This is a genomic window from Sphaerisporangium sp. TRM90804, from assembly GCF_029846175.1.
GTDB lineage: Bacteria > Actinomycetota > Actinomycetes > Streptosporangiales > Streptosporangiaceae > Sphaerisporangium.
The window spans coordinates 340,844-352,815 of record NZ_JARWAC010000010.1; the positions used below are offsets into that span (position 1 = coordinate 340,844).

The following is an 11,972-nucleotide window of genomic DNA, read 5'->3' on the forward strand; positions in this document are numbered from 1 at the left end:
TGCAGGAGGAGACCGGTTACGCCGACCATCCGCCGCGCATGGGGTTCTTCACCGACACCTCGGTGTGCATCGGCTGCAAAGCGTGCGAGGTCGCGTGCAAGGAGTGGAACCAGCTCCCGGCCGACGACCCGCTGGAGTTCACCGGCATGTCCTTCGACAACACCGGGCAGCTCTCGGCGTCCACGTGGCGGCACGTGGCCTTCATCGAGCAGCGCAAGCCCATGCGCGCGCCGACCGGCGCGGGCGACGACGGCGCGGGTGACCTGCGGCTGCTGATGGCGTCGGACGTGTGCAAGCACTGCACCGACGCGGCCTGCCTGGACGTCTGCCCCACCGGCTCGCTGCTGCGCACGGAGTTCGGCACCGTGGTGGTGCAGGAGGACGTGTGCAACGGCTGCGGCTACTGCGTGTCGGCCTGCCCGTACGGCGTCCTGGACAAGCGTGAGCGCGACGGCCGCGTGTGGAAGTGCACCCTCTGCTACGACCGCCTGGTCGACGACCTCACCCCGGCGTGCGCCAAGGCGTGCCCCACCGAGTCGATCCAGTACGGCCCGCTGGACGAGCTGCTCGAACGCGCCGCCGCCCGCGTGCGCGACCTGCACGAGGACGGCGTCACCGACGCCCGCCTGTACGGCCACGACCCCGCCGACGGCGTCCGGGGCAACGGCGCCTTCTTCCTGCTCCTGGACAGGCCCGAGGTCTACGGCCTGCCGCCCGCCCCCATGGACACGACCCGCGACCTGCCCTCGATCTGGCGGCACGCGGCCGCCGCCGCCCTGACCCTCGCCGCCGGCGTCGCCGCGGCCTTCGCCCTGGAGCGCCGATGAACACCCCGTACCCGGCCGCCGGGAACGGGCGCGCCGACGGCCGGGCCGGCGGGCACGGCGTGGTGGCGGAGAAGGAGTTCGCCTCCTACTACGACCGGCCCATCCTGAAGCCGCCGACGTGGAAGGCCTCCAACATCGCCGGCTACCTCTACCTCGGCGGCCTGGCGGGCGCCTCCTCGGTGCTCGCGGCGGGCGGTGAGCTCACCGGACGGCCGCGCCTGGCCCGGGCGAGCAGGGTCGCGGCGGTCGCCGGCGTCTCCCTGTCGCTCGCCGCCCTCATCGAGGACCTGGGCCGGCCGGAGCGCTTCGTGAACATGCTGCGCACGTTCAAGCCCACCTCGCCGATGAGCGTCGGCACCTGGCTGCTCTCCGCGTACACCCCGCTGGCGGTGGCGGGCCTGGCCTCCGACCTCACCGGCCGCTGCCCCGCGCTGGGCCGGGCGGCGGGCTACGGCGCCGCGCTGCTCGGGCCGGCCGTCACGACGTACACGGCGGCGCTGCTCAGCGACACCGCCGTGCCGGCCTGGCACGAGGGGCACCGCGAGCTGCCGTTCCTGTTCGCCGGCTCGGCCGCGGCCACGGCGGCGGGCTTCGCCCTGATCGCGACGCCCCTGGCGGAGAACGGTCCCGCGCGCCGCGCCGCGCTGGCCGGCACCGCGGTGGAGCTGGTCGCCGGACGGCTGATGCGCCGCCGGATGGGCATGATCGCCGATGCCTACGAGCTGGGCAGCGCGGGCGCCCTGATGCGCGCCGCCGAGACCCTGGCCGTCGCCGGCGCCGCCGGTACGCTCCTGTCGCGCCGCAGGCGGGCTCTGGCCGTCGCCTCGGGAGCCGCCCTGATGGCCGCCTCCGCCTTCGTGCGCTTCGGCGTCTTCGCGGCGGGCGTGGCCTCCACCGAGGACCCGCGCTACACCGTCGTCCCCCAGCGCGCCCGCGCCTCGGCCCCGCCCCACCACCCGGGCTGAGGCCCACCGGGCCGTCCGCCGGACAGCGAGTCCGGCCGGAAGGTTATATCGTCTAACTTTCGCTAGGGTAGGTCGCGCCGTTGGGATCGACGGCAGGGCGGAAGGAAGGACACGACTGTGGCGCAGACGGCGGGAGGCCCTCGGGCCCGCTACCGGGAGCAGACGCGCGGGGAGATCAAGGAGATCGCGCTCCGCCAGCTCGCCGAGGGCGGCATCGGCGCCATCGCGCTCACCCGCATCGCCAAGGACCTGGGCCTGTCCGGCCCGGCCCTCTACCGCTACTTCGCGAGCCGCGACGATCTGCTGAGCGCGCTGATCCTCGACGCCTACGACGACATCGCCACCATCCTGCGCGCCGCGGCCGGGCGGTCGGCCGCGCGGCCTGCCCGCGAGCGGCTCCGGGAGCTGGCCGGCGCCTACCGAACCTGGGCCGTGACCCAGCCGCACCGTTACCTGCTCCTGTTCGGCTCCCCGCTCCCCGGCTACGCCGCCCCGCCGGACACCGTCACCAGCGCACGCGCCGCCCTGGGCCCCTTCGTCCGCATCTTCGCCGAGGGCAAGCCCGCCCCCGCCGTCCAGTCCCTGGTCGAGCAGATGCGCGCCTGGGCCGCCCGCGAACCCCAGGTCGCCGCGTGGGTGGCCGAGCACACCACCCCCACCGGCGACGACACCGCCGGAGTGGCCCTGGCGGGCGCCCTCCAGGCCTGGACCCGCCTGCACGGCGTCCTCACCCTGGAGGTGGAAGGCCAGTTCGCCGGCATGGGCCACGACCCCGCCACCCTCATGGAAACCGAACTCCACACCCTCGCCGACACCTTCTCCCTCACCTAGCCGACGGGGACGGTCAGTCGAACGTGAGTTCTCTGGTGTGGCGGGGCATCAGGAGCATGGCGGCGACGCTGAGGACGGCGACGACCAGCAGGGCCAGGAAGACGTGGTGGGTGGCCTCGTAGAGGGCTCCGCGGATGTAGGTGGCGGCGGGCGTGTGGGCGGCGGCGCCCTGGGCGCCGAGGACGAGGCTGGTGGCGTCGAGGGTGGTGGGGAGCTGCCCGGCGAGCTGGGCCGGCGGGTGGGCGAAGCGGTCGGCGAGGGTGGCGTTGGAGATGGCGCCGAGGACGGCCGCGCCCACGGCGCTGCCGATGGAGCGGGAGAACATGTTGGTCGCGGTGACGACGCCGCGGCGCTCCCAGCCCACCACCGACTGGATGGCGACCATCGTCGGGCTGGACGCCAGGCCCAGGCCCGCGCCGACGACGAAGCAGGCGCCCGCGACCTGCCAGACGTTCGCCTGCTGGGTGAGCAGGAAGCCCATCAGGGCGCCCGCCACCACCAGCACGCCGCCGATGAGGGCGGTGTCGCGGAAGCCGATGCGCATGTAGACGCGGCCGGAGAGCGTCGCGGCGATGGGCCAGCCGATGGTGAGGGCGGCCAGGGCGAAGCCGGCCACCAGGGCGCCGGTGCCGAGCACGCCCTGGGCGTACGTCGGCACGTACGAGCTGAGGCCGATCATGAGCGCGCCGACGGTGAGGCCGACCAGGTTGCCGCCGGTGAGCGTGCGGTGCCGGAAGACCCACAGCGGCAGGATGGGCTCGGCGGCCCTGCGTTCGACGAGCACGAACGCCACGATGAGCACGACGCCGACGGCGAAGATCGCCAAGCTGGGCACGGAGTCCCACGCCCAGGCGACGCCGCCTTCGAGCAGGCCGAGGATGAGCAGGCTGGAGCCGCCGGTGAGCAGCACGGCCCCGGTGTAGTCGATGTGGTGCTTGCTGGGCTCCACCCGCTCCTTGAAGCGGCGGGCCAGCATCCAGGCGGCCAGCGCGCCGAGCGGCAGGTTGATGTAGAAGATCCACCGCCAGCTCAGGTACTCGGAGAACAGGCCGCCCAGGGTGGGGCCGATGACGGCGGAGATGCCCCACACGCTGGCGACGTAGCCCTGCACGCGGGCGCGCTCCTCCACCGAGTACAGGTCGCCGACCATCGTGATGCTCATGGGCTGGACGGCGCCGGCGCCGATGCCCTGGATGGCGCGCGCGACGATCAGCGCGGGCATGCTCCAGGCGAAGCCGCACAGGATCGACCCGAGCAGGAAGGCCGCGATGCCGAAGAACATGACCGGCTTGCGCCCGAACAGGTCGGCGAACTTGCCGTACAGCGGGACGGTGACGGCCTGGGTGAGCAGGTAGACGGAGAACAGCCACGGGAACTGCGAGAAGCCGCCGAGGTCGCTGACGATCGACGGCACCGCCGTCGCGATGATCGTGCTGTCGAGCGCCACCAGGCTGGTGCAGAGCATGATCGCCGCCAGGACCGGCCCGCGCTCCGACCGGAGACCGACGCCCTTCGATGTCGTTGTCGTCGTCACGTCGGGAGCTCTCCTTGCGCTTCGGGCGTCGACATCGGGCGTGGCACCTCCGTCGATAGGGCGGTCGCACGCGAGTACGAAACCGGCACTTCGCCCTTTACATTCCCCTCTGTCCGGACTTATACGATCCGAGAGGGGAAGTAACAGGGGTGCGGGAGGGTCCCGACACCCGGTGACCCGCCACGGGCGAGGCCCGTACGGCGGCTGCTCCGGCGACGGCCGGAGGTCAGATCATGACGTGGGCCTCGGGGTGGCCGACGAAGCTGAACTGGGCGTTCCGGGTGAGCTTGTAGTCCTGCGCCTTCCAGGTGTGGGCCGAGGCGTCGGCGCCGCGCATGTAGACGAAGTTGAAGCGGTCGGCCGAGTAGATGCGGACGCCCTCCTCCTTGCAACGCCGCACCAGGCGGGTGTCCTCGCCCGCGTTGACCGGCTCGAACGCGAACGCGCGCAGCAGGTCGGCCTTGGCGAGGATCGTGGCGCCCTGCACCAGGTGGGCGTACCGGTGCTCCAGGCCCGGCAGGCGCATCACGGTGGTGTTGGTGGCCGGGAAGTAGGTGTAGTGGGCGCCCTTGCCGACCATCTCGGCGTCGGCGTAGTCGAAGGCCCGCAGCAGGTCGGACAGGTAGTGCTCGCCGTACAGGTTGTCGTCGTCCATCTTGGCGATGTGGTCGCCGTCGGCCTGGGCGATGCCGAGGTTCAGCACCTCGCCGAGCGTCAGCGAGGGCGCGGCGGTGAGCACCTTGACGGCGGGCACGCCGGCGGCGAGGGCCTTGTCCGTGACCACCTGCGGGTCGATGTCCAGCCCGTGCAGCACCAGGATGAGCTCCAGGTCGCGGTGGCGCTGGCGGGCGACCTGCGCGATGGCGTGCTCAAGCTGCCCGGCCCGGTTGGTCGGCAGCACGACCGACACGCTCCTGGTGGCCGTGCGCACCGGGCGGCCGAGGTCGCCGAGGATCTGGTCGACGCGGTGCGAGAACAGGTGCTTGTCGAAGACCTCGCGCATGGCGAGATGGGCCTGGCGGGCGCGCAGCTCGGGGCTGTTGATCAGGTAGAGGGCCATGTTGTAGGCCTCCTCCTGGGTGTGCGCGACCGGCACCAGCGGCCCGAAGGTCTCCTCGATGGCACGCGACCAGCCCGAGAGCACCGTGGTGGAGCACGCCGACAGCTCGAAGACCCGCCGCGCGCACATGGTGGGCGAGTCGATCACCGAGTTCACGTTGAGGAAGACCTTGTACATCTTGTACGCGGCCAGCATCTGCTCGTACGGCAGCTCGCCCACGATGTGCGGGCGGTACTCCTCGGGCCAGGCGTACTTGTCGCCGGCCTTGTCGTTGCGGGCGAAGATGTGCAGGCCGAGCTCCCGGGTGGGGGCGATCACGGTCTCCATCTGCTCGCGCCGTTCGGGGTGCTTGTCGCGGAAGTACATGCCCGCGAAGACCACGTCGTACGGGCGGCCCTGCTTGGTCTGCACCGGGTTGTGCACCCGGGGCTGCGCCGCGAACTGCAGCACCCCGACGCGGTCGTGCCCCAGGATCTCGCGGTACTTGGGCACCATGTCGCCGTCGCACGTGTACACGTGGTCGAACAGCTTGGCGGTGTCGATGAAGAAGTCGAAGTTCGGCGGGTCCTCCTTGTTCCAGAAGACCGTGGGAACGCCCTGCTCGCGGCACCAGGCCAGCAGGTCGCGCAGCTCCTGCTTGGGCGCGTTGGTGCCGGTCATCTGGTAGCGCCAGCGCCCCTGGTTGCCGTGCCAGGCCGACTCGCAGAACAGCACGTCAGGACGCTTCTCGGCGAAGATCTCCGGCCAGTCCTTGAGCCCGAACTCGATCTGGTCCCACTCGTACTTGAACGCCATGCGGGAGAAGTCGTCCAGGATCACGGCGACCTTGAGGCCGGGCCGGTTGACCGGCCCCTCCGGCCACGCGAGGTTCGGGATCCTGACCTCGGGGGCGTGCGCCTGCCTGCTCTCGATGGCGACGCCGCTCGCGGCGACGGTGGCGGGCGGCTTGGGCGCCTTCTTCGGCTTCATCGCCTGCGACAGGTCGCGGGGGAGCCGGACGAGCCTGGCCGGGCGCTTGGCGCCGGCCAGCGCGGTGCTGACGCGGTACGGGCGCTGCGCCTTGGTGGCCGAGAGCTGCCACTGGGCGTACTCGGCGCGGGCCTCGGCGGTGGCCAGGCGCCGCTCCAGCTCGCGGATCCGCTCCTCGTAGCGCTCGACGGCCTTGCGCTCCTCGGGCAGCCAGTTCGCCGCCCCGAGGCGCTGGAAACGCGGCTCGTCCGGGTTCGTCTGGTCACTTTCGGCCATGGTGCGACCTGCCCCCCTCACATCCGGCTCACTGCCCGGCAATGTGCGATCGTACGGCGTTCCCCGATGTATCGCGGCATTTCTGGCTAGATGCCCAGATCAGCGGGGGTGGATCAAGCGGTCGGCGGCGTGCCGTGCGAGGCGGGGGAGAGGTTGTCGCCGCGCAGCCACGCCTCGATGACGCGGGCGATCCGCGGCCCGGCGGCGCCGTCCCACAGCGGCGGCAGCTCGCCGCTCGGGGTCGCCGCGCCGTCGGCGAGCGCCTTGGACGCCGCGGCCGGCAAGGTCGCGGGGGTGACCAGCCGGTTGGTGCCGTGGGTGATCGTGATGGGCCGCTCGGTGTTCGGCCGCACCGTCAGGCACGGCACGCCCAGCATGGTGGTCTCCTCCTGGACGCCGCCGGAGTCGGTCACGACCAGCGCCGCGCCGCGCACCAGCGAGAGGAACTCCACGTAGCCCAGCGGGTCGATGATCGACAGGTTGCCGCCGGTGACCAGGCCGGCCTCGGCCAGGCGCCCGCGCCCGCGCGGGTGCAGCGGGACGACGATCGGCACCTGCTCGGCGACCGCCAGCACGCCCTCGACCAGCTCGCGGGCCGACGCCGGGTCGTCGACGTTGCCCGGCCGGTGCAGGGTGGCGACCGCGTACCGCTCGGGCAGGCCGAGACGCGCCCGGACCGGCTCGGGGTCGAGCTTCGGCAGCGCCGAGAACAGGCTGTCGATCATGGGGTTGCCGACCAGGTGGACCTTGCCCGGCGGCACGCCCTCGTTCGCCAGGTGGGACAGGCCGTCGGGGCTGGTGACCAGCAGCAGGTCGGCGAGGGCGTCGGTGACGACCCGGTTGACCTCCTCGGGCATCTCGCGGTCGAAGGACCGCAGCCCGGCCTCGACGTGCGCGGTCGGCACGCCCAGCTTGGCGCAGACGAGGATCGCCGCGAGGGTGGAGTTCACGTCCCCGTAGACCACGACCAGGTCGGGCCGGTGCGCGAGCACGACCTCCTCCAGGCCGACGAGCAGCGCCGCCGTCTGGCGCGCGTGGCTGCCGGACCCGACGCCGAGGTTGGCGATCGGCTCGGGAAGGCCCAGGTCGGCGAAGAAGACGTCCGACATCAGCGCGTCGTAGTGCTGCCCGGTGTGGACGATGCCCTGCCGGACGCCCAGAGCGCCGAGCCCGCGCACGACGGGCGCCGCCTTGACGAAGTTGGGGCGGGCGCCGAGCACGTGCAGAACGAGGGGGTTCTCCCTCATTGACCTCGCCTTTCAGCCGGGAGCGTGTCATCTGGGATCCAATGGGCCCAAGCCGTGCCTATGGTACGGTCGCCGCGTGGTTTCCGAGGCCAGCCGGCCCGAGAAGGTCTCCCCGAAGTCGGCTCGCGCCGGCCTGCGCGGCTTCCTCAAGGGCTTCATCCAGCACCCGGTCATCGTCTCCAGGGTCTTCGTCACCAGGGTCAAGTCCGACCCCATGAGGGTGGCGCAGGCGGCGGCGGAGGCGATGCCGTCGCGACTGCGCCCCGTCGTGGGCAGGGTCGCCTGGCCCGTGGCCCGCGTCGCGCGCGTGACGGCGCGCAGGGTCGCCCGGCGCATGGCGGACGGCCCCCTGGAGGCCGCCAAGACGCGGTTCGAGCGCGGCGAGATGACCAAGGCGGTCGAGACCCTCCGGCCGCACGCCCGGTGGCCGTTCATCCGCCGCCGGATGGCCTACTACGAGGGCGAGAAGGCCGCCATCGGCCCCGCCCCGATCCCGCCGAAGTCCAAGGTGATCGTCGGCGAGCGGGTCTCCGGCCGGGTGCTGCACTGCGTCACCAACGCGCTGCCGTACACCCAGGCCGGGTACACCGTGCGCACCCACCGCATCGTGACCGCCCAGCTCGCCGCGGGGCTCGACCCGCACGTGGTGACGAGCTGGGGCTGGCCGATGCTCCAGGGGCACGCCGACGCCGAGCCGTACGAGGAGATCGAGGGCATCCCCTACCACCGGCTGCTGCCGAGCGGCGAGGTGCCGTTCGAGAGCCGGGGCCGCATGATCCGCGGCGCCGGCGAGGTCGCCGAGCTGGTCAGGACGCTGCGGCCGCAGGTCCTGCACGCCGCCACCGACCACCGCAACGGCTCGGTCGGGCTCGCGGTCCGCGAGCGCACCGGCACGCCGCTGGTGTACGAGGTGCGCGGCTTCCTAGAGGAGACCTGGGCCTCGCGCGACCCCGCGCGGGTGGGCAGCGAGCGGCACCTGCTCCAGCGTGACCGCGAGGCGCACATCATGCGCTCGGCGGACGCGGTGGTGACGCTGGCGGAGACGATGGCCGCCGAGATCGTGGAGCGCGGGGTGCCCCGGGAGAAGATCTTCCTGGCGCCGAACGCGGTCGACGACAGCCTGCTGACCGCCCGGTACGACGGCGCCGCGTTCCGCGCCGCGTACGGCATCGAGCCCGGCGAGATCGTCGTCGGGTCGGTGTCCAGCATCGTCGGCTACGAGGGCTTCGCCACGCTGCTGTCCGCGGCCGCCCTGCTGCGCGACGGCGGCACGCCGGTCAGGGTGTTGATCGTCGGCGACGGCGCCGAGCGCCCGGCGCTGCTCGCCCAGGCCGCGGCCCTCGGTCTCGGCGACCTCGCGCTGCTGCCCGGCAGGGTGGGCCCTGAGGAGGCGCTGCAGGCGCAGTCGGCGCTGGACATCTTCGTGTGTCCCCGCGACGACCTGCGGGTCTGCCGCCTGGTCACGCCGCTCAAGCCGGTGGAGGCGATGGCGCTGGGCAAGCCGGTCGTGCTCAGCGACCTGCCCGCGCTGTCGGAGCTGGTCGGGTCGGACGGCGCCGGGCTGCTGGTGCCGCCCGGCGACCCCGCCGCGCTGGCCAAGGCCCTCGCGGCGCTGCGTGAGGACCCCGAGCGGCGCGCGGCGATGGGCGAGGCGGGGCGCGCGGAGGTCGCAGCGAAGCGCACGTGGAGCCGGATCGCCGAGGGCTACCGGGCGATCTACCAGTCAGTGGTGTCCTGAGGAACGGCCATGACAGGAAGTCACCCTCCCCTTTGCTGCCCGTTCAATCGCATTCGACATGAGCTATGCCGACTTGAGATAGCCTTTGCCACCATGCAGTGTTGTTTCGGACTTCCACGGGTCGCGATGTGAGCGGATACGATCTCGCCGTCATCGGCCTCGGATACGTGGGCATGCCCCTGGCCAAGGAGGCCACCGGGGCGGGCCTGCGGGTGGTCGGGCTCGACGTCGACCCCGTCAAGGTCGACGCCCTGACCTCCGGCCGGTCGTACATCGACGACCTCACCGACGCCGACCTGGACGCGATGCTGGCGGGCGGCTTCACCGCCACCCTCGACCAGTCGATCCTGGCCTGCAGCGAGACCATCGTGATCTGCGTGCCGACCCCGCTCGACGAGGACCACCGCCCCGACCTCTCGGCGGTCAAGGGCGCGGTCGGAGCGGTCGGCCGCTACCTCCAGCGCGGCACCCTCGTGGTGCTGGAGTCGACGACCTACCCGGGCACCACCGACGAGGTCGTGCGGCCCATCCTGGAGGAGGCGTCCGGCCTCACCGCGGGCGTCGACTTCCACCTCGCCTTCTCCCCCGAGCGCATCGACCCGGGCAACGCCAAGTACGGCCTGCGCAACACCCCGAAGGTCGTCGGCGGCTACACCCCGGTGTGCCGCGACCGCGCCGAGACGTTCTACGCCCGCTTCATCGAGCAGGTCGTGACCGTGAGCGGCACGCGCGAGGCCGAGATGGCCAAACTGCTGGAGAACACCTACCGGCACGTCAACATCGCCCTCGTCAACGAGATGGCGATCTTCTGCGACGAGCTGGGCGTCGACCTGTGGGAGTCGATCGAGGCGGCCGCCACCAAGCCGTTCGGCTTCCAGAAGTTCCTGCCCGGCCCGGGGGTGGGCGGCCACTGCATCCCGGTGGACCCCTCCTACCTGTCGCACGCGGTCCGCAGGCTCGGCTACCCGTTCCGGTTCGTGGAGCTGGCGCAGGAGATCAACGAGCGGATGCCCGCCTACGTGGTCGCCCGCGTGCAGCGCCTGCTGAACCGTGCCAGGAAGCCGGTCAACGGCTCCCGCGTCCTGCTCATGGGAGTGACGTACAAGCCCGACATCGCCGACGAGCGCGAGACCCCCGCCGTGCCGATCGCCCGCGCGTTCCGCGACCTGGGCGCCGAGCTGACCTTCGCCGACCCGCACGTGAAGTCGTGGGCCGTCGACGGGGTGGAGGTGCCGCGCGAGGACGACCTGCAGACGGCGGTGGAGAAGGCGGACGTGACCGTGCTGCTCCAGCAGCACTCCGCGTTCGACCTCGACATGGTGGAGCGGCAGGCCGCGCTCCTGCTCGACACCCGGGGCGTCCTCTCCGAGGGCGAACGCGTCGAGCGGCTCTGACGGGGGTCGGCGCGTGCACGTGCTTGTCATGACGGTGGTCCACCACCCAGAGGACGCCCGGATCCTGCACCGGCAGATCCGCGCGCTCGTGGACGCCGGGCATGTCGTCACGTACGCGGCGCCCTACAGCGCGCGCGGCGTCGTGCCGCGGTCGTGGGTGACCGGCGTCGACCTGCCGAGGGCCGCCGAGCGCAGGCGGCTGACCGCGATCGGCGCGGCGCGGCGCCTGTTCAAGAGCATGCGCGACCAGGTCGATCTGGCCGTCATCCACGACCCCGAGCTGCTGCTCGCCGTCGCCGGCGTGCGGCGCCGCCCGCCGGTCGTCTGGGACGTGCACGAGGACACGCCCGCCACGCTGTCGCTCAAGCCGTGGCTGCCGGCGCTGCTGCGCCCGCCGACGCGCTTCCTCGCGCGCATGCTGGAGGGCACGGCCGAGCGCCACCTGCACCTGCTGCTGGCCGAGACGGCCTACGCCGGGCGGTTCCGGCAGGCGCACCTGGTGGTGCCCAACGAGACCTGGGTGCCCGACCACGTGAGCGCGCCCTCCGACGACCGCGTCGTCTACCTGGGCTGGCTGTCGGAGGCCCGCGGCGTGCGCGAGGCCGTCGAGGTGGGCCGGCTGCTGCAGCCGCACAGGATCGCGGTGGAGCTCATCGGCTACGCCGACCCGCAGAGCAGGCCCATGCTGAACAAGGCCGTGGCCGAGGGCGTGCTGGAGTGGCGCGACTTCATGCCGAACGACGAGGCGCTCAAGCGGCTCGACGGCGCGCTGGCCGGGCTGTCGCTGCTGCACGACGAGCCGAACTACCGGCACTCGATGCCCACCAAGATCGTGGAGTACATGGCCCACGGCATCCCGGTGATCACCACGCCGTCGCCCAGGGCCGTGGAGCTGGTGGAGCGCTACCAGAGCGGCGTCGTGGTCCCCTGGCGCGACCCGGAGGCCGTCGCGCAGGCGGTGCTGCGGCTGCGCAACCATCCGGCCGAGCGCCGGGCCGCCGGCGCGCGCGGGTACGCGGCGGCCAGGGCGAACCACCACTGGCCCAACTCGGCGCGCAGGTTCGTCGGCCAGCTTGAGGCTTGGGCGGCCGCGCGGAAGTGACCCCGGCGCCGGCCCGTGAAAGATCGAGC

Annotated in this window: 9 protein-coding genes; 6 read left to right on the top strand and 3 right to left on the bottom strand. The window is 72.5% G+C overall.

The genetic code is table 11. From position 1 onward, the window contains the following. Positions 1-38: 38 nt before the first annotated feature. From PYR91_RS14340 to PYR91_RS14350, 3 genes are all read left to right on the top strand, one after another. Complete coding sequence (locus tag PYR91_RS14340) at positions 39-827, top strand: 4Fe-4S dicluster domain-containing protein (protein ID WP_279780380.1); 789 nt, start codon at positions 39-41, stop codon at positions 825-827. Beyond that, the gene (nrfD, locus tag PYR91_RS14345) at positions 824-1,792 is read left to right on the top strand and encodes an NrfD/PsrC family molybdoenzyme membrane anchor subunit (protein ID WP_279780254.1); all 969 of its coding nucleotides are present in this window, start codon (positions 824-826) and stop codon (positions 1,790-1,792) included. Before PYR91_RS14340 ends, nrfD begins: the two co-directional genes overlap by 4 nt. Before the next feature lie 117 nt (positions 1,793-1,909). Further along, positions 1,910-2,623 carry a TetR/AcrR family transcriptional regulator gene (locus PYR91_RS14350; protein WP_279780255.1) on the top strand — a complete coding sequence of 238 codons (714 nt, stop codon included), beginning with the start codon at positions 1,910-1,912 and terminating at the stop codon, positions 2,621-2,623. 13 nt (positions 2,624-2,636) lie between these two features. Here the strand turns inward: PYR91_RS14350 and PYR91_RS14355 are convergent, their stop codons facing one another. The 3 genes from PYR91_RS14355 to wecB all read right to left on the bottom strand — a co-directional run bounded on the left by PYR91_RS14355 (position 2,637) and on the right by wecB (position 7,709). Beyond that, on the bottom strand, positions 2,637-4,157 hold the full coding sequence (locus PYR91_RS14355; protein ID WP_279780256.1) for an MDR family MFS transporter: 1,521 nt from the start codon (positions 4,155-4,157) through the stop codon (positions 2,637-2,639). A gap of 226 nt (positions 4,158-4,383) precedes the next feature. Further along, complete coding sequence (locus PYR91_RS14360; protein WP_279780257.1) at positions 4,384-6,462, bottom strand: glycosyltransferase; 2,079 nt, start codon at positions 6,460-6,462, stop codon at positions 4,384-4,386. 113 nt (positions 6,463-6,575) lie between these two features. Then, entirely contained in the window at positions 6,576-7,709 is a 1,134-nt protein-coding gene (gene wecB, locus PYR91_RS14365) for a UDP-N-acetylglucosamine 2-epimerase (non-hydrolyzing) (protein ID WP_279780258.1), read from the bottom strand. A gap of 76 nt (positions 7,710-7,785) precedes the next feature. On the opposite strand from wecB, the gene PYR91_RS14370 reads away from it, so the two are divergent. From PYR91_RS14370 to PYR91_RS14380, 3 genes are all read left to right on the top strand, one after another. Then, positions 7,786-9,447, top strand: coding sequence for a glycosyltransferase (locus PYR91_RS14370; RefSeq protein WP_279780259.1), 1,662 nt, complete (start codon positions 7,786-7,788; stop codon positions 9,445-9,447). A 128-nt stretch (positions 9,448-9,575) separates the two neighbouring features. Then, positions 9,576-10,841, top strand: coding sequence for a nucleotide sugar dehydrogenase (locus tag PYR91_RS14375; protein WP_279780260.1), 1,266 nt, complete (start codon positions 9,576-9,578; stop codon positions 10,839-10,841). Between the two features lie 13 nt (positions 10,842-10,854). Continuing rightward, on the top strand, positions 10,855-11,943 hold the full coding sequence (locus PYR91_RS14380) for a glycosyltransferase (protein ID WP_279780262.1): 1,089 nt from the start codon (positions 10,855-10,857) through the stop codon (positions 11,941-11,943). The last annotated feature ends 29 nt before the right edge of the window (positions 11,944-11,972 follow it).

Coding starts and splice junctions, on each gene's coding strand:
- PYR91_RS14340 (WP_279780380.1), top strand. CDS start 39: ATGGGGTTCTTCACCGACACCTCGGTGTGCATCGGCTGCAAAGCGTGC.
- nrfD (WP_279780254.1), top strand. CDS start 824: ATGAACACCCCGTACCCGGCCGCCGGGAACGGGCGCGCCGACGGCCGG.
- PYR91_RS14360 (WP_279780257.1), bottom strand. CDS start 6,462: ATGGCCGAAAGTGACCAGACGAACCCGGACGAGCCGCGTTTCCAGCGC.
- wecB (WP_279780258.1), bottom strand. CDS start 7,709: ATGAGGGAGAACCCCCTCGTTCTGCACGTGCTCGGCGCCCGCCCCAAC.